Annotated in this window: 15 protein-coding genes; 8 read left to right on the top strand and 7 right to left on the bottom strand. The window is 71.7% G+C overall.

Going from position 1 to position 17517, the window contains the following annotated elements; all coding sequences use genetic code 11:
- Window positions 1-172: 172 nt before the first annotated feature.
- The 7 genes from AWQ71_RS14025 to era all read left to right on the top strand — a co-directional run bounded on the left by AWQ71_RS14025 (window position 173) and on the right by era (window position 5776).
- The gene (locus tag AWQ71_RS14025; protein WP_245658276.1) at window positions 173-517 is read left to right on the top strand and encodes a histidine triad nucleotide-binding protein; all 345 of its coding nucleotides are present in this window, start codon (window positions 173-175) and stop codon (window positions 515-517) included.
- A gap of 53 nt (window positions 518-570) precedes the next feature.
- Window positions 571-1590, top strand: a complete 1020-nt coding sequence (locus AWQ71_RS14020) for a PhoH family protein (protein WP_067132586.1) — start codon at window positions 571-573, stop codon at window positions 1588-1590.
- Between the two features lie 61 nt (window positions 1591-1651).
- Window positions 1652-2128, top strand: a complete 477-nt coding sequence (ybeY, locus tag AWQ71_RS14015; RefSeq protein ID WP_067132583.1) for an rRNA maturation RNase YbeY — start codon at window positions 1652-1654, stop codon at window positions 2126-2128.
- A 7-nt stretch (window positions 2129-2135) separates the two neighbouring features.
- The gene (locus tag AWQ71_RS14010; RefSeq protein ID WP_067132576.1) at window positions 2136-3425 is read left to right on the top strand and encodes a hemolysin family protein; all 1290 of its coding nucleotides are present in this window, start codon (window positions 2136-2138) and stop codon (window positions 3423-3425) included.
- 455 nt (window positions 3426-3880) lie between these two features.
- Window positions 3881-4537, top strand: a complete 657-nt coding sequence (locus tag AWQ71_RS14005; RefSeq protein ID WP_067132573.1) for a hypothetical protein — start codon at window positions 3881-3883, stop codon at window positions 4535-4537.
- Window positions 4534-4869 carry a cytidine deaminase-like protein gene (locus AWQ71_RS14000; RefSeq protein WP_067132569.1) on the top strand — a complete coding sequence of 112 codons (336 nt, stop codon included), beginning with the start codon at window positions 4534-4536 and terminating at the stop codon, window positions 4867-4869. The genes AWQ71_RS14005 and AWQ71_RS14000 overlap by 4 nt, the downstream gene beginning before the upstream one ends.
- Before the next feature lies 1 nt (window position 4870).
- A complete protein-coding gene (era, locus tag AWQ71_RS13995) occupies window positions 4871-5776 on the top strand; it encodes a GTPase Era (RefSeq protein WP_067132566.1) in 906 nt (301 codons plus the stop codon).
- Window positions 5777-5940: 164 nt separating this feature from the next.
- Here the strand turns inward: era and AWQ71_RS13990 are convergent, their stop codons facing one another.
- From AWQ71_RS13990 to AWQ71_RS13960, 7 genes are all read right to left on the bottom strand, one after another.
- A complete protein-coding gene (locus tag AWQ71_RS13990; protein WP_157570341.1) occupies window positions 5941-6420 on the bottom strand; it encodes a hypothetical protein in 480 nt (159 codons plus the stop codon).
- 131 nt (window positions 6421-6551) lie between these two features.
- On the bottom strand, window positions 6552-8972 hold the full coding sequence (locus tag AWQ71_RS13985; protein WP_067132564.1) for a DUF4132 domain-containing protein: 2421 nt from the start codon (window positions 8970-8972) through the stop codon (window positions 6552-6554).
- A 70-nt stretch (window positions 8973-9042) separates the two neighbouring features.
- Entirely contained in the window at window positions 9043-9435 is a 393-nt protein-coding gene (locus AWQ71_RS13980) for a hypothetical protein (RefSeq protein WP_067132563.1), read from the bottom strand.
- 84 nt (window positions 9436-9519) lie between these two features.
- Entirely contained in the window at window positions 9520-11667 is a 2148-nt protein-coding gene (locus AWQ71_RS42640; protein WP_067132560.1) for a glycoside hydrolase family 6 protein, read from the bottom strand.
- A 59-nt stretch (window positions 11668-11726) separates the two neighbouring features.
- Window positions 11727-14024: a glycoside hydrolase family 6 protein gene (locus AWQ71_RS13970; protein WP_067132557.1), complete on the bottom strand. Its 2298-nt coding sequence runs from the start codon at window positions 14022-14024 to the stop codon at window positions 11727-11729.
- 40 nt (window positions 14025-14064) lie between these two features.
- Window positions 14065-15048: a GNAT family N-acetyltransferase gene (locus AWQ71_RS13965; RefSeq protein WP_067132554.1), complete on the bottom strand. Its 984-nt coding sequence runs from the start codon at window positions 15046-15048 to the stop codon at window positions 14065-14067.
- A 124-nt stretch (window positions 15049-15172) separates the two neighbouring features.
- Entirely contained in the window at window positions 15173-15418 is a 246-nt protein-coding gene (locus AWQ71_RS13960) for a DUF2630 family protein (protein WP_067132552.1), read from the bottom strand.
- Window positions 15419-15685: 267 nt separating this feature from the next.
- On the opposite strand from AWQ71_RS13960, the gene leuA reads away from it, so the two are divergent.
- Window positions 15686-17410, top strand: a complete 1725-nt coding sequence (gene leuA / locus AWQ71_RS13955; RefSeq protein ID WP_067133121.1) for a 2-isopropylmalate synthase — start codon at window positions 15686-15688, stop codon at window positions 17408-17410.
- Window positions 17411-17517: the final 107 nt, after the last annotated feature.

Below are 17517 nucleotides of genomic sequence, written 5' to 3'. Positions count from 1 at the left end.
ACGCTCGTCCTCTCCGGGGGGTTTACGCTCTTCCGCATCATTAGAGGGCATGACCCAGTTGTGTCCTCGCCCGACACTAGGGGTGTTTTTGTCGGTGCAGTGTCGCACATTCACACTATCTGGGGGATCTTTCAACGGCATCACTGATTGGCAACGGCTACGCTTCTCGATCGTGACCGACTGCCTGTTCTGCAAAATCGTGGCCAGGGAGATTCCCGCCGACATCGTCCTGGAAACCGAGCGGGCGCTGGCGTTCCGCGATATCAACCCCCAAGCGCCCACACACGTCCTGGTCGTCCCCAAGTCGCATCACAAGAATGCCGCGGCGCTCGCCCAGGCGGACGACGGCCTCGCCGACGACGTCCTCAAAGCATGCCATGACGTGGCCCTTCAGGAGGGTGTCTCCGAGAGCGGATATCGCGTCGTTTTCAATACCGGCGAGGGCGCCGGGCAGACCGTGTTCCACGTTCACGCGCACGTACTGGGCGGCCGCGGCCTGACGTGGCCTCCCGGCTAACGGATAGCATGACCGTAGGAACTAGGGAGGCGAGCAGGCCGTAACGGCCGCCCATGTCCGAGTCACAGACCACGAACCAGACCCAGGCCAAGGTCCTCATCCCCGAGGGACAGCCGATGATCAGCCTGCTCGGCTCGCAGGACGAGCTGCTGCGGGTCATCGAGAAGGCCTTCCGCGCCGACATCCACGTGCGCGGCAACGAGATCACGATCACCGGTTCGCCAGAGGAGAGCGGCTTCGTCGTGCGGCTCTTCGAGGAGCTGGTGGAGCTGGTCGGCTCGGGCGCCGAGCTGTCCATCGACTCCGTCGAGCGCAGCATCGCGATGCTGAGGATGACCAGCGACCGCCCCGCCGAGGTGCTGTCCCTGGACATCCTCTCCACGCGCGGCCGGACGATCCGCCCCAAGACGGTCAACCAGAAGCGATACGTCGACGCGATCGACAAGCACACGATCGTCTTCGGCATCGGGCCCGCGGGCACCGGCAAGACGTATCTCGCCATGGCCAAGGCCGTGAAGGCCCTGCAGAACAAGCACGTCAACCGCATCATCCTGACCCGGCCCGCGGTCGAGGCGGGAGAGCGGCTGGGCTTCCTGCCGGGCACCCTGTACGAGAAGATCGACCCCTATCTGCGGCCGCTCTACGACGCGCTGCACGACATGCTCGACCCCGACTCGATCCCGCGGCTGATGGCGGCGGGCACCATCGAGGTCGCGCCGCTGGCGTACATGCGCGGGCGCACGCTGAACGACGCGTTCATCATCCTGGACGAGGCGCAGAACACCTCGCCCGAGCAGATGAAGATGTTCCTGACCCGGCTGGGGTTCAACTCCAAGATCGTCGTCACCGGTGACGTGACCCAGATCGACCTCCCCGGAGGGCAGGACAGCGGCCTCAAGGTCGTCCAGGACATCCTCCACGGCATCAACGACATCCACTTCAGTCGGCTGACCAGCGCCGACGTTGTCCGCCACCGGCTGGTGAGCGACATCGTCGACGCGTACGGCAAGTACGACGCGGCGATGGCGTCGGACCCGAAGACGATGGACAAACGTCCCCGGGGGAGACGGTGAACGAGAGAACGGAACGGCGCGGCCCGCGCCCCCTGTCCGGGCCGCGGAGCGAGGAGAACCGGTGAGTGTCGAAGTCGCCAACGAGTCGGGCGTCGAGGTCGACGAGGCGGTGTTCGCGGAACTGGCCGGTCACGTCCTGGGCAAGATGGGGATCAACCCCCTGGCCGAGCTGTCCATCCTGATCGTCGACGAGCCGGCCATGTCCGAGCTGCACGAGCAGTGGATGGGCGAGCCCGGCCCCACGGACGTGCTCGCCTTCCCGATGGACGAACTGCGCCCGGGGCAGGGCGGCGGCCGGGACGAGGACGCCTCCCCGGACCCGGCGCTCCTCGGCGACGTGGTGCTCTGCCCCCAGGTGGCCGCCCGGCAGGCGGCCGAGGCCGGGCACGGAACGCAGGACGAGCTGGAGCTGCTCTGCACGCACGGCATCCTGCACCTGCTCGGCTACGACCACGCCGAGCCCGAGGAACACGCCGAGATGTTCGGGCTCCAGGGCGAGCTGCTCGCGTCGTGGCGGGAGTCGCGCGGGAAGCGGTGAGCGACCGATGAACGTCTGGTTGTTCTCGGCCGTCGTCCTGATCGTGGTCGGCGGCCTGATCGCGAGCGCGGAGACGGCGCTGTCGCGCATCTCGCGCGTACGCGCCGAAGAGTTCGTCAAGGAGGGCCGGCGCGGCGCTCTGCGTCTGCAGGCGATCGTCAAGGACCCGCCGCGCTACCTCAACCTGCTGCTCCTGCTGCGGCTGATCTGCGAGCTGGGCGCGACGGTGATCGCGACCCTGCTCTTCATCGACTGGCTCGGCGACGAGGGCCAGGCGTACGTCGCCGCGGCGGTCGTGATGGTCCTGGTCAGCTATGTCATCGTCGGGGTGTCGCCGCGTACGCTCGGCCGGCAGCACGCCGACCGGGTGGCGCTCGCCGGCGCGCCCATCGTGTACGGGCTGACCCGGATCTTCGGCCCGCTGCCCAAGCTGCTGATCCTGCTGGGCAACGCGCTGACGCCGGGCAAGGGGTTCCGCGAAGGGCCGTTCACCTCCGAGGCCGAGCTGCGTGACCTGGTCGACCTCGCCGAGGAACGCCGGGTGATCGAGCCGGACGAGCGCGAGATGATCCACTCGGTCTTCGAGCTGGGTGACACGCTGGTCCGCGAGGTCATGGTCCCCCGTACGGACATGGTCATCATCGAGCGGCACAAGACGCTGAGCCAGGCGCTCTCGCTGGCCCTGCGCAGCGGCTTCTCGCGCATCCCGGTGACCGGCGAGAACGAGGACGACGTCGTCGGCATCGCCTATATGAAGGACATCGTGCGCCGGATGCAGGAGACCGGCGACGGTGCCGCCCGGGTCCAGGAGCTGATGCGTCCCGCGACGTTCGTGCCGGACAGCAAGCCGATCGACGACCTGCTGCGTGAGATGCAGGCGCGCCAGATCCACCTCGCGATCGTGATCGACGAGTACGGGGGCACCGCCGGCCTGGTGACGATCGAGGACGTGATCGAGGAGATCGTCGGCGAGATCACCGACGAGTACGACCAGGAGATCCCGCCGGTCGAATGGCTGGACGACGGGTCGGTGCGGGTGACGGCGCGGCTGCCGGTCGACGAGCTGGGCGAACTCTTCGACGTCGAGATCGACGTGGACGACGTGGACACGGTCGGCGGGCTGCTCGCGCACGCCCTCGGCCGGGTGCCGATCGCGGGTTCCGAGGCCACCGTCGACGGGCTGCGGCTGACCGCGGAGAACCTCGCGGGCCGCCGCAACCGGATCAGCACCGTGGTGGTGCGCCGGATCGAGCCGGCCGGGGATGACACCATGAGCGCCCGCGTCGAACAGGACTGATGTCCCAGCTGGTGCGCCGGGGATCCGCCGCTCCAGTTCGGGGTACCCGCGAACTTTGACGGGATCGGTCCCCTCGCGGGGAGGAACCTGCGGTCCTCGCTCCCTTTCGCTCCGCTCCCTCGATCCCGGTGTACGTGTGCGGCCGGTGCACTACCGGCCGGAGACCGGGCAAGTGGGGTTCAAGTGGGCTACAAGTGGGGTCGGCGAGGATCTCCTCAGACGCCCGGGCGTCCGGGGCGTTCTGAGGGGAACAACCGGCGCGCCGGGAGGGGTTCGCGGCGCACCGGCTCCCTTCCTCCGGGGGAAACACGGGGGAGTTCCATGAGGCCTCTCGCCCGAATTGATCGGGTGAGAGGCCCATGTTGGTTACTCAGGGTGATTGCCGCTTTTGCCGTTGGGGAAGAAAGCCGTCGGCGGGGATCTTCCGGACCCGCCGGAGAACGGGGGACACCGGAATGCGGATCATCGGCGGTGGTGTCTGCGCGGCCGCGGCCTGTCTCGTGGCCGCGTTGGCGGGATGCGGCGGCGGCGGAGAGCCGGCACAGCACGCGGCTCTGGACGCCGGACGGTTGAAGGTCCTGCTCGGCGGGATCGACGACCTGCCCCAGGGCTTCTCCGACCACCAGCGCGAGCGATGGCGACCGCCGTTCCGGGCCAAGAGCGATGCCTGCCGGGCCCTGTTCGACGCGGCGGCGGGCCGGCCGCCCACGCGCGACCTCGTCGCCGGGACCGCCACCACGTACGAGGGGCAGCACGTGGGCGAGACCGCGGCCGTCGGCCTCGCGGTCTACGGGGACCACGCGGCGGGCGGGGTGCTCGACCGGCTGGAGCGGGCCATGCGGAGCTGCCGCGTCGCCGCCGCAGGGGGCGCGGGCAAGGGCGACCGCCTGCGCGTGTCACGGCTGCGGATCAAAGGCGTGGGCGACGGCGTCGAGGCGCGGCGGTTCAAGGGACGGGTCGGCGGATATCCGTACGAGATGCACCTGGTGGTGGCGCGGCAGGGGGACGCGCTGATCACCCTCGTCCACGGGGGCGTCGCGTCGCCGGATGTCAAGGGCACTGCGGCACTCGCCAGAGTCCTGGCCGGAAGGGTCAGTACCCTTGACCTGTGACTGAGACACTCGACCCCGAAGACCAAAAGATCATCACGCTGGCCAGGTCGGCCCGGGCGCGCAACGGTTCCGCCGAGGGCGCCGCCGTACGGGACGAGACCGGGCGGACCTATGTGGCGACGAACGTCGCCCTGCCCTCGCTGGAGCTGTCCGCGACGCAGGTGGCGGTGGCGATGGCGGTCTCCAGTGGGGCGGCGTCTCTGGAGGCCGTGGCGCTGGTCGGCGCGGTGGACGAGCCGGGCGAGCGGGACGTCGCCGTGGTCCGGGACCTCGGCAAGGCCCCCATCTTCCTGGCCGGTCCCGACGGTGTGATGAAGGGCCGGTACGTCTGACGTGAGCACTCCCGAATTCCGCGCCGGTTTCGCCTGCTTCGTCGGGCGGCCGAACGTGGGCAAGTCCACGCTGATGAACGCGCTGGTCGGCACGAAGGTGGCCATCACCTCGTCCAAGCCGCAGACCACGCGGCGGGTCATCCGCGGGATCGTGCACCGGCCCGACGCACAGCTCGTCATCGTGGACACCCCCGGCCTGCACCGGCCGCGCACCCTGCTCGGCGAGCGGCTCGACAGCCTCGTGCTGTCCACGCTGACCGAGGTGGACCTGATCGGCTTCTGCGTGCCGGCCAACGAGCCGATCGGCAAGGGCGACAGGTTCATCGCCGAGAAGATCGCCGCGGTTAAGAAGACGCCGCTCGTCGCCGTGGTGACCAAGTGTGACCTCGCCAGCCGCCAGCAGATCGCCGAGCAACTCCTCGCGGTCTCGTCCCTGGCGAACTTCGAGGAGATCGTGCCGGTCTCCGCCGAGAGTGGTGAACAGCTCGACGTGCTCGTCGATCTGCTCACCGCGCGGCTGCCCGAGTCCCCGCCCCTGTACGCCGGGGGCGAGCTGACCGACGAGCCCGAGCAGGTCCTCGTCGCCGAGTTGATCCGCGAGGCGGCCCTCGAAGGGGTCCGGGACGAGCTGCCGCACTCGATCGCGGTCGTCGTGGAGGAGATGGGCCCGCGCGAGGGCCGGGACGACCTCCTCGACATCTACGCCCACATGTTCGTGGAGCGGCCGTCGCAGAAGGCGATCGTGATCGGTCCGGGGGGCGCCCGGCTCAAGGATGTCGGCACCCGGGCACGTAGGCAGATCGAGGCCCTGCTCGGCACTCGCGTCTACCTCGACCTGCGGGTCAAGGTCGCCAAGGAGTGGCAGCGCGACCCCAAGCAGCTCCGCCGCCTCGGCTTCTACGACTGAGTCCGGGGGCCTCTCGAACGTGGGCGGCCGTCCGGCCTCCGCCGCCACGACCTCGCGGCGGCGGGTGTCCGCCTTCAGGGCGTGGGATCGCGGTAACCGGCGCCGCGGGCCGATCGCGCGGGTGGAGGTCGCGGGCGGCGGTTCGCCGGGCCGGGGCCGTGCCGTCAGCGGCGGCGCAGGAGGGCGGCGGCGGCCAGGGCGGCGACCACGACGGAGGCGATCAGAGCGGCGAACCAGCCGTACTGAACGGTGGGATGCACGTCCACCAGGCCGGGGATGCGGAAGCTCAGCCGCTCGACCCACTCCTGCGGATCGGTCAGGAACATGGCCAGCGCGAACGCGGCGACGGCGCCGGGCAGGATCGCGAACCCGGTGAACAGCCGGCTCCGCGTCATCCCGAGAACGCCCAGCAGCGTGGCCGTGACGCCCGCGCCCAGGACGAACCAGCCCGGGGCCCGGTCGATGCCGCGGATCGCCTGGGTGAGCTCGGTGCCCACCAGGCCGAACTCCGCCGTCACCCCGGCCCAGGGAAGGACCGCGGTGACGGCGAGCGCCAGGCCGGTGACGATCACGGCCATGGAGATCAGCGTCCCCCCGCCGCTCCCGGTGGGAACCCTGTGCGGGGGCGAAGTGAGGTCGGCCACGATCACAGGCTACGGCCCGGGGCGCCGCCCTGCCATCGTCCGAGGACGCGCCCCGTGCCGGTGGTTGTGTGGGGAGCGGCACGGAGCGCGTCCCGCGGCCGTACGGCATGGCACGGGAGAGGCGTGCCGGGTCACCCCTTGATCTGCCGCAGGATGGACTCGTCCTCGATCTCGCTGTCGCGAGCCAGCAGGAACGCCTTACTGAGGATCAGCCCGAGTCGCCCGTCCTCCTCGAACGGCAGGAAGACGTCGTCGGCCGCGTGCGGGGCGCTGACGACGCACAGGTAGACGTCGCTGGGATCCATGAGGATGTTGGCGCTGCCCAGATGGATCCGGTAGCTCCGCAGATCGCCCCGGACCATCAAATAGCGGTCCGTCAGGACGCAGCGCTCCGCGATCGCGGTGCGCGGCAGCAGGCGGGCCAGCGCGTCCCGACGGACCTCGGCCGACGGCGGCAGCGGGCCGAAGGCGGCAGTATGCCAGTAGTCGCGGTGGCCGTCGCCGCGGTCGGCCCACCCGGGATCGGTGGCGATCGACGTGACCGCGATGAACAGGTCCACGTCCCGCATCGCCTCGCTGAACACCAGCGGCGGCACCTCGGTGAGCGCCACCTGCCGCCACTCGCCGTTTTCGTTGCGATTGAAGCGGATCTGGTCGGTGGTGGCGTGCTCGCCCGAATCGTCGGCCTCGTGGAGGAACGACGCCCGCCAGCGTCCTCCGGCCAGCACGCACTGGGCCTCGCCGTGGCGGCCACCGTCCCACGGGCCCAGCATGTCGGCCGCCCAGCCGCGTTGCTTGAACAGCGCGTACAGCTTCCGGTAGTCCACCACGTGGGCGGCGAACCGGTTGGAGTAGCCGCCGGTGCGCTCCTCCGCGGGGGTGAGTGGGTAGATCTCGCGGAACGCCTGCTTGAACGGCTGCCTGATCCGCTCCTCGCTGACCCGTTCGCGCCAGGCGCGAACGTCGTCGAGAGAGGCGCGGGCCGGATGCCACAGCCGGACCGGGGCGTCGGGTGGCGGCGCGACCCCGGCGATTCCGGCGATGTCGGTGTCCGAGGCGCCGCCCAGTACGCTCACCCGCCGCCCGGGGGAGACCTCGATCTCCCAGATCAGCCGCCGCGCGACGGTCCCGGCGATCGGATGGCCGGCCAGCCGCCGCCAGGTCGCGTACGGATGGGCGGTCTCGCCGGGGAATCCCGCCTCCAGCGCGCGGATCAGCGTGGTGAGCTGCCGGCGGGCTCGCCCGGTCAGGTCGCGCAGGCGCTTGACCTCGTCGGCGTGGTCTCGCCGTACCGCCGCGGGCACCCCTTTGAGCCGTTTGTCACCCTGCCACCAGGTCAGCTCGACGTCGTCGCCGACGGAGATCACGGCCGCGTGCCCGCCGAGGGGCACGCGGAGCCGGCCGCCCGGCTCGAACCCGAGGTCCGGCATCCGGAAGGCCACCTCGACCCGATCGGCCAGCGCGCGTTCGATCCCCTTGGTCGTGCGGTCGAGTCGCTTGGGCACGCTCGCGTGCCGCGTCACCTCCCGCGCGGCCCGCAGCGCGTCGATCGCCTCCGGGGTCGGGAACTCCACGGCGGCGCGGGCCATCTCGTACAGCAGGCCCTGGGAGGGCAGCGTCCGCGCCGCGGTGGGCGCCACGGCCACGCCGCGCGCCAGCCGGTCGAAAAGGTCGGGCAGCCACGGTTCGTCCTGTCGCAGCGCCAGCCGTACGGCCCGGCCGAGCACGTCCTTCTCCTTGTCGTCGAAGGCGCGGTCGGCGCGATAGGGGATCTCGCCCGCGTGGATGGCGGCGACCCTGGCGTCGGCGGCTTCCAGCGCGGAGCGGGCGAAGGCCGCGTACTCCGGGATCGCGGCCAGCCGCTCCCAGGCGTCGGGCAGCGGGGGAGGGCAGCCGTAGCTCCTCTCGGTGACCTCGGCCAGCAGGGCCCGGCGCTCCGCCTCCCACCCGAGCAGCAGGTCGATCTCGCCCACGGCGATCGAACCCGGCGCGTCCCTGAGCACCGCGGCCACCTCCTCGTCCAGCCCGGCGAGCCCGGCGACCACCAGCAGCGCGTGCGGGTGCTCGACGCGGTCCGCGGCGAGGTGGAAGCGCACCAGTTCCCGCGCGGGCTCGGCGAGGTCGGCATGCGGCGGGCCGCCGGGGCAGCGCACCAGCGCCGCCGCCGCCAGGGGAAGGTCGGACCACTCGCGTTCCGGCAGCCCGTCCACGAGGGCCAGGAACAGGTCGGCGCACGCCTCCGGCGTGAACGACGGCTGGCGCTCCTTGACGGCGTCCTCCACCACGAACCTCGCCGAGATCGACGTGCGTCCGCTCCCCGTCGTCCGGTACGCGTACGGCAGGAGCGTGCCCAGGTCGGAGGCGGTCAGGTAGGACTGCTCGAACCACGGGTCGCCGGTGGCGGCCGGGTCGGTCATGAGCGCGCGCAGGGTCAGCGCGGCGGGAGAGAGGGGCATCAGGATCATCCCTTGATGTGGCGGGGCGACGGCCGGATCGGCGACGGCGATGTCGTTGAGGATGTCGTCGAGGAGGAACTCCGTGGGGAGGATCACGACAGCATGCGGTCGCCCTTCTCGAACGGCGGGCCGGACCGGTGGGCAAGCTCGTCGACGACGCCCACGGTCAGCCCCCGACCAGGGGAACGAGCTTGACGAAGGACACCACGGGGTCGGCCGTCAGGTCGATCTCGTCGGCCAGGTCCTCGATCTGCCGGTCGCCGACCAGGAGGATGAAGCCGTTGCGGGCGAACGCCGCCTCGGCGGCGTCGGCCTGCCGCTCCCAGTCGAGCCTGCGGGCGGCGCGCATCCGGTAGCCGTTCAGCTCGGCCTCGGCCTCGGTCGGCCGGACCAGGCCGCGGAAGTGAGCCGACGGAGCCGCGTTGTATCGGGCGACCTCCTCGCGCACGCGCAGCCGTACCAGCTCTCGGGCGGTGATCCGTTCGGGCAGGCCGGGCAGGACGAACTCGTCCAGCGACCTGCCGGTCGCGGTCTCATCGCGGAAGGTGACCAACGCCATCGGACGTCCCTTCGCTCGTCGGGGGCGATGCGAGATTCTTAGCATCCTGGGCCGACAGAACCCCGTCCCCCGCCGCCTACGCCCTCAGCGCAGCGGCGGCACGGCGTTCCGCGCGCGTTCGAGGGCCAGCCGGTCCCACCACGCGCCGAAATGCGGGGCGACGGTTCCGTACGCCGGGTCCTCGGGGCCGGGGCCGCCGCGGGTGCACGCGCCGCTGGACGCGCCGGGCGGGCGGATCCACAGGTAGGCGTCGGCCAGCTCGTTCGCCGTGTCGGTGGTGGGGCGGACACCCGCGCCGCGCTCCGGTGGGTTGCACCATTCCTGAGGGTCCGCGTACTTTCCGGCGGGCGGGCGCCACGCGCCCCTGCCGTTCCGGGCCGTGTCGATCACGAAGTGGGCGAGCCCGGGGGGGTCCACGGAGACGGCGTCGAGTTCGGCGTCGGTGCAGGTCCCGCTCGCGTTCGACGTCATGACCTGGAGGCATTTGGAGAGCTTCGTCCCATAAGTGGTGAGACGTCGCGTGGGTTGGTGGTCGTACACGTTGAGGTAGAAGCCGGCGGTCCGGTCGACACCCGCCCTGATCAGCCGGAGGGCGGAGGTGCGGAGGTCGGGCCAGCCGTCCACGCCGCCGTCGAGATAGACGGCGGTGCGCGGCAGTTCGCCGAGCCGGTCGACCGCCGCCGCCACGTCGCGGAACCTGGCCTCCGCCTCCTCCGGGCCGTCGCGATCGCATTCTCGGGACCCGGGCGGCATGACGAGGCTGTTGGGTTCCAGGATGACCACGGCCGGGTGGTCCCCGATGGCGGTGGCGATCGCGTCGATCCAGGCGAGATAACCGGCCGAGTCGGCCGCGCCGCCGTCCTCGCCGCCTTCGCAGATGCGCAGCGGGATGTGGTCGGTGACCAGGACGGGCACCGTCCCCTGCGGGGTCGCCGTCCCCATGACCGAGGTGACGGTGGCGGCGGCCTCTGCCGGGGTCAGGCGGTCCAGCCAGACCGCCTGTGGCACCCGGGCCAGCGCCCGCATGAGGGCCGCGTCCCCGCCCCGCCCGGCCGCCTTCCAGATCGACGCCTGGCGGGCCGCGTCGCCGTCCGGGGCGACGTAGAACCGGACGCCGTCTCCCGCCAGCGGATGCCCGCCTGGTTGTGCCCCCGCTCCGGTCGCTCCGGTCGCTCCCGGCGAGGGGAGCGGCGGCGACGGCTCGCCCGATGGTGTGGCTCTCGCGGCGGTGGATCGCGCCGTCTCACCCTGCCCCTCGCGCGCCTGCGGCGCCTGGGTGGCGATGAGCACGCCCGCCGTGACGAGCGCGGCGACGGCGGTGCCCGCGACGACCCTTTTGCGGCGCTGCCGGCTCAGCGCCGTTCCACCCTCGGTGCTCTCGACGGCATCCGTTTCCCCGCCCGTACGGACATCCGCGGCGGGGCGGGTGAGGGTGTCGAGGAGTTGTTGCGCGGTGGGGCGGTGGGCGGGGTCTTTGGCGAGGGCGTGGGCGACGGTGGCGCGCAGGCCGGGTTCGAGCGCGGTGAGGTTGGGTTCGTGGTGGGCGACGCGGTAGAGGACGCTGGGCGGTGGTCCGTCGCCGAAGGGGGCGTGGCCTGAGGCGGCGTAGGCGACGAGGGCGCCCCAGGCGAAGATGTCGGAGGCGGGGGTGACGTGTTCGCCTCTGGCCTGTTCGGGGGGCATGTAGGCGGGGGTGCCGACGATGGCGCTGCTGACGTGGGCGCCGGCTTCGGCGAGCTGGGCGATGCCGAAGTCGATCACCTTGGGACCGACCGGCGACAGGATGACATTGGCGGGCTTCAGATCGCGATGCACCACGCCCGCGTCGTGGATCGCCCGCAGAGCCACCGCCACGTTGACCGCGACCGCCTCCAGGCTCGCTCCGGTCAGCGGCCCGTGGTCGCGTACGGCCTGCTGGAGGGTGGGTCCAGGGACGTATTCGGTGACGAGATAGGCGGTGTCGCCCTCGACGTCGGCGGCCAGGACGGGGGCGGTGCAGAAGCGGGCGACGCGCTGGGCCGCGGAGATCTCGCGGGTGAAGCGGCGGCGGAAGTCGGGGTCGGCGGCCCACTGCGGGTGGATGAGCTTGACCGCGACCGGGTCGCCGCCGGGGGCGCGCCCGAGGTAGACGGTGCCCATGCCGCCCTGCCCCAGACGGCGCAGGAGCGGGTAGCCGCCCGCCTCCCGGGGATCGCCGTCGCGGAGCGGCTCGCCCACGTCATCGTTCGTCATCGGTCCCATCCGTGGGTCGCTGCGTGCTCGTGATCGGCCGGCCGCGGAGGTCGCCGTCGTCAGGACAGGGGCGGGACGGCGTCCTTGGCCCGCTGGAGGGCGAGGTCCGGCCAGAACTCGCCGCCGCGCGGCGCCACCAGCCCGTAGACGGGGTCCTCCGGCCCGGAGGCGCCGCGTGTACAGGTGCCGTTCGACTTGGTGGGGTCGCGGATCCACAGGTAGGCGTCGGCCAGCCCGCTCGCGGTGTCCGTTGCGGGGCGCGGGCCGAGACCCCGGCCGGGCGGGTTGCACCACTCCTGGGCCTGCTTGTATTTCTTGGCCGGCGGACGCCACTCGCCCCTGCCGTTCCTGCCGGTGTCGATGACGAAATGGGGCAGCCCCGGGGTGTCGTCGGGAACCGCGTCCACCTCGGGCCCGAGGCAGCGGCTCCCGCCGCCCGTCTTCGTGAGGTGCACGCATTTCGCCAGCCGCACGCCGTACGCCTCGACGGTGTCGGTCGGCTGGAAGCCGGAGGCGTTGAGGAAGAATCCGTCGGCCTGGTCCAGGCCCGCCTTGATCAGGCGGCTCGCGGCGTCCTCGATCGACGGCCAGTACCGCTGTCCGCCGTCGAGGTAGACCGCGGTCCGCGGGAGTGCGCCGAGCCGCTTGACCGCGCTGGAGAGCTGGTCGTAGCGGGTCTGCTCGCCGTTCGGGCCACCGAGGGCGCAGCCCGGCGTGCCCGGGACCTTGCTCAGGCTGTTGGGCTCCAGGACGACCACGGCCGGGCGGTCGCCGATGGCGGTGGCGATCGCGCCGATCCAGGACGCGTACGCCCGCGAGTCGGGCGCGCCGTTGGGGTAGCAGTCGCGCAGCGGCAGGCGGTCCGTGACGAACACGGGGACCGCCCCCTGCTTCCCTGCCGCGTCGAGTGCCGTGTTCACGATCCGGGCGGCGTCGGCGTCGGTCATGCGCGCCTCCAGCCAGACCGACCGCGGGACCCGGGCGAGCGCCCGCATGAGGGCGGCGTCGCCGTGCCGCCCCGCCGCCTGCCAGGCAGACGCCTGGCGGGCCGGGTCGCCGTCGGGGCTCACATAGAGCCGGACGGCACGGCCGGTCAGCGGGTTGCCGTCCTTCGCGCCGTCGTTCGCGCCGTCTGTCGTGTCGCCTGTCGTGTCGTCTTTCGCGTTGTTTTTCACATCGTCGGACTCCCCGCCGGTCCCGCCTCCCGCCGCGGCGGGGGAGGTGGCGGCGGTGGCCGCGGGCGGCGCGGACGCGCTCCGCGAGGTGATCGCCTGTCCCGGCGAACCGTCGTCGCCGCCCGCCGCGCCGATCCGCAGGGCGACGACCACCCCGGCCGTCAGGAGCGCGACGGCGGCGGCCGCCGCCCCGGCGAGGACCCCGGTCCTGCGTCGTGCGACGACCGTGCCCTCGTGCGCCATACCGCCTGTGCTCGCCGTGGAGCCGGGCCCACCGGTCTCATGCGTTCCACTGGTCTCAACGGGCTCGGCGCTGTCCCGCGCGTACGGGGCCTGACCGGCGGGGGTGCGGCGGGTGAGGGTGTCGAGGAGTTGTTGCGCGGTGGGGCGGTGGGCGGGGTCTTTGGCGAGGGTGTGGGCGACGGTGGCGCGTAGGTGGGGTTCGAGTGCGGTGAGGTCGGGTTCGTGGTGGACGACGCGGTAGAGGACGCTGGGCGGTGGTCCGTCGCCGAAGGGGGCGTGGCCTGAGGCGGCGTAGGCGACGAGGGCGCCCCAGGCGAAGATGTCGGAGGCGGGGGTGACGTGTTCGCCTCTGGCCTGTTCGGGGGGCATGTAGGCGGGGGTGCCGACGATGGCGCTGCTGACGTTGGCGCCGGCTTCGGCGAGCTGGGCGATGCCGAAGTCGATCACCTTGGGACCGAGCGGAGACAACAGGACGTTCCCCGGCTTGAGGTCGCGATGGACGATCCCGGCGGCGTGGATGGCCTGCAGTGCGACCGCGACGCTCACCGCGACGCTCTCGAGATGCGAGCCGCTGAGCGGCCCGTGGTCGCGTACGGCCTGCTGGAGCGTGGGCCCCGGGACATATTCGGTGACGAGATAGGCGGTGTCGCCCTCGACGTCGGCGGCCAGGACGGGGGCGGTGCAGAAGCGGGCGACGCGCTGGGCCGCGGAGATCTCGCGGGTGAAGCGGCGGCGGAAGTCGGGGTCGGCGGCCCACTGCGGGTGGATGAGCTTGACCGCGACCGGGTCGCCGCCGGGGGCGCGCCCGAGGTAGACGGTGCCCATGCCGCCCTGGCCGAGCCGGCGGAGCAGGGTGAACGGTCCGACCCGGCGAGGATCCCCCTCGCGCAGGGCGTCACCTGTCGGGGATTCATCGGGATTTCCACCGTTTGACGCCACTGCGGGATCATAACCAGCGACCCGGGGCCCAGCCAGCCGTTCAGACGCGGAGCTGCCACGCGTTCCAGGTGTCCAGCAGGCGGAACCCCATCAGCTCGTTGATCCGCAGCATGTACGCGTTGTAATCGGCGTTCCAGGTGATGATGCGCTCGACAGCCGGCTCGCAGGCGTGCAGCCAGGCGGCGTTGGCCAGCTTGAGCACCGCCCCGAGCCGGTGGCCGCGGTGCGCCCGGAGCACGCCGGTGTCCACCTGCCGCGCCCAGCCGCGGTGCTCCTCCGCGTCCACCAGGATCCGGGTGAAGCCCGCCGGCTCGCCGCCGGCGGCATGCCGGGCGATCATCGTGTAGGCCGTGAGCCCGGCCCGCGCCACCTCCTCGTCGCCGGCCCGCATCCGCTCGGCGGTCCAGCGATGGCCCTCCATCTCCAGGTCGCCCAGCGGTTCGTCGTTCATGGACGCCGCCAGGAGCGCCAGGTCGTCGAGCAACTCGTCACTCGCCGGGCCGGCCCACCGTTCGAGCGTGTACCCCCGCGCGTGGCGGGCCGCGTCGGCCCGCATGAGCTCGAAGGACGCCCAGTCCACGGTGCGCAGGTCGAGGACGCGGCGCGCCTCCGCCGTGGCCTTCGCGAAACCCTTCGCCTTCGCGAAGGCCTCGCCCGGACCGCCCGTCGGCGTCTCGCCGATGAGGAGACTGCGCCCCTCGTCGCGGGCTCGGCCGATCGCGTGGTCCAGCAAAGCCCCGCCCAGGCCCCGGCGGTGTCGATCGGGGTGGACGAGGAGGAAGACCAGGTTCGCGATATGGGTGTTGTCCTCCCGCGGGTAGTACAGGGTGTAGCCGCCGGCGATCTCGCCGTCCACCCTGACGACCCAGCTCTCCCCGGGCTCGCCCGTCCAGCCACTCTCCAGCATGGACGAGAAGTGCCGCGGCGACATCGGGGCTCCGGGGTCGTCCACGGCCTGGTGGATCGCGTACAGGCCGGCCACCCGGTCGCCGGGGTCGGAGAGGCGGAGGCGCTCGAAGTGCATGCGCACCAGGAAACCGCACGGGCCGGTCGGGGTGCGACCGATTATCCGGACGGAGCATCCGGGCCGCCCCAGCGCGGCGGCGGGACGGCCCCGGCGCTCGCCTATGTGCGGCCGCGGACGCGCGTCACCGCTCGTAGTCCTCGATCTCGTCGACCGGCCGCGGTATGCCGATGTCGGGGTCCTCTCCGGCGTCCCTGCTGGCCCGGCGCTGTCTGAGCAGGTCCCAGCACTGGTCGAGCGCGCTTTCCAGCGTCCGGATCCGCTCGTGCTCGTCCTCGGTGGTGAGCTCTCCCGCCGCCAGCCTTCCGCGTAGGGTGTGCTCCTCGTCGATGAGCTCGTCGATGCGGCGGAGGATCTCGTCGTCCCTCATGTTCGCCCCCTTTCCAGCGGAAGGCCGGTTATGTGTCCGGCCCCTCACCGTCCGGAGCATTCGACGCCGTCTGCTAGTCTCCATGGCGTGCTGCGCGGGCTTCTTCTTATCCGCCGCGGCGAGGGCCTGTAAGAGGCCGGCTCCCTCGCCGCGGAGACTGCCGTGCGCGTCGGCCGCCCCAGGTCATTTACCGGTGGCGAGCCCCTTTTTCCTGATCGGGATGCCCGTCTTTGCCCGCTCGCACCGGCGCGTCCATCGAGGAGCATGATGTACCCGCAACAGCAGCCCAGCCCCATGCCCTACCACCGCTACACGCCGTTCGAGCCGATCCGGCTGGCGGACCGCACGTGGCCGGACAAGGTCATCGAGCGGGCGCCGCAATGGTGCGCCGTCGACCTGCGCGACGGCAACCAGGCCCTGATCGACCCCATGGACGCCCACCGCAAGCTCATGATGTTCGAGCTGCTGGTACGCATGGGCTACAAGGAGATCGAGGTCGGCTTCCCCGCCGCCTCCCAGACCGACTACGACTTCGTCCGGCAGATCATCGAGGAAGGCCGCATCCCCGACGACGTCGTCATCCAGGTCCTCACCCAGGCGCGGCCCGAGCTGATCGAGCGCACCTTCGAGTCGCTGCGCGGCGCGAAGCAGGCCATCGTCCACCTGTACAACTCGACCTCGACGCTGCAGCGGCGGGTCGTGTTCGGTCAGGACAAGGACGGCATCACGGCCATCGCCGTCGAGGGCGCCAAGCTGTGCAAGAAGATGGCCGCCGAGATGGAGGGCACCGAGATCTACTTCCAGTACTCCCCGGAGTCCTTCACCGGCACCGAGCTGGAGTACGCCGTCGAGGTCTGCAACGCCGTCAACGACGTCTGGCAGCCCACCCCCGACCGCAAGGTGATCGTCAACCTGCCCGCCACGGTTGAGATGGCCACGCCGAACATCTACGCCGACCAGATCGAGTGGATGAACCGCCACCTGGCCTACCGCGACTCGATCGTGCTGTCGCTGCACCCCCACAACGACCGCGGCACCGCCGTCGCCGCCGCCGAGCTGGGCTACCTGGCCGGGGCCGACCGCATCGAGGGATGCCTGTTCGGGAACGGCGAGCGCACCGGCAACGTGTGCCTGGTGACGCTGGCCATGAACCTGTTCTCCCAGGGCATCGACCCGCAGGTCGACATCCGGGACATGGACGAGATCCGGCGCGTCGTCGAGTACTGCAACCAGCTCCCGGTCCACCCCCGCCACCCCTGGGGCGGCGAGCTGGTCTACACCGCCTTCTCCGGCTCCCACCAGGACGCCATCAAGAAGGGCCTGGAGCACCTGGAGCGCGACGCGGCCGCGGCCGGCACCCCGGTGGACGACTTCACGTGGGCCGTGCCGTACCTGCCGATCGACCCGAAGGACATCGGCCGCAGCTACGAGGCGGTCATCCGGGTCAACAGCCAGTCGGGCAAGGGCGGCGTCGCCTACATCATGAAGGCCGACCACCAGCTCGACCTGCCGCGCCGGCTGCAGATCGAGTTCTCCCGTGTGGTCCAGGCGCAGACCGACGCCGAGGGCGGTGAGGTCACCCCGGCCGCCATGTGGGAGGCGTTCGCCGACGAGTACCTGCCGAACCCCGCCAAGCCGTGGGGCCGGCTCGGCCTCCTGGCGCACCGTGGGGCCTCCGCCGTGGACGACAAGGACGTGATCAACGCGGACATCCGCGTCGACGGCGAGATCCGTGACATCGAGGGGATCGGCAACGGCCCGATCTCGGCCTTCTGCGACGCCCTGCGCGGCATCGGCGTGGACGTTCGGGTCCTCGACTACACCGAGCACGCGATGAGCGCGGGCGCCGACGCCAAGGCCGCGTCCTACGTCGAGTGCGAGGTCGCCTTCGAGGGCGGCTCCCAGACACTGTGGGGCGTGGGCATCGACGCCAACACCACCACCGCGTCCCTGAAGGCGATCATCTCCGCCGTGAACCGCGCGAGCCGCTGACGCCCGCGCACCGGTGACGGGAGCGCGGGCACGATCTGCCCGGCTCCCGGGACCGACGACATCCGGTCAGGCCCACGAGGCCGCGACGACCGGGCGCCAAAGCCATG

The organism is Microtetraspora malaysiensis, from assembly GCF_001528665.1.
Lineage (GTDB): Bacteria > Actinomycetota > Actinomycetes > Streptosporangiales > Streptosporangiaceae > Microtetraspora_A > Microtetraspora_A malaysiensis.
This window is presented reverse-complemented; position numbering and strand designations above follow the sequence as displayed.

Coding starts and splice junctions, on each gene's coding strand:
- leuA (WP_067133121.1), top strand. CDS start 15,686: ATGTACCCGCAACAGCAGCCCAGCCCCATGCCCTACCACCGCTACACG.
- AWQ71_RS42640 (WP_067132560.1), bottom strand. CDS start 11,667: ATGACGAACGATGACGTGGGCGAGCCGCTCCGCGACGGCGATCCCCGG.
- AWQ71_RS13965 (WP_067132554.1), bottom strand. CDS start 15,048: ATGCACTTCGAGCGCCTCCGCCTCTCCGACCCCGGCGACCGGGTGGCC.
- AWQ71_RS13960 (WP_067132552.1), bottom strand. CDS start 15,418: ATGAGGGACGACGAGATCCTCCGCCGCATCGACGAGCTCATCGACGAG.
- AWQ71_RS14005 (WP_067132573.1), top strand. CDS start 3,881: ATGCGGATCATCGGCGGTGGTGTCTGCGCGGCCGCGGCCTGTCTCGTG.
- AWQ71_RS14010 (WP_067132576.1), top strand. CDS start 2,136: ATGAACGTCTGGTTGTTCTCGGCCGTCGTCCTGATCGTGGTCGGCGGC.
- AWQ71_RS14020 (WP_067132586.1), top strand. CDS start 571: ATGTCCGAGTCACAGACCACGAACCAGACCCAGGCCAAGGTCCTCATC.
- AWQ71_RS13980 (WP_067132563.1), bottom strand. CDS start 9,435: ATGGCGTTGGTCACCTTCCGCGATGAGACCGCGACCGGCAGGTCGCTG.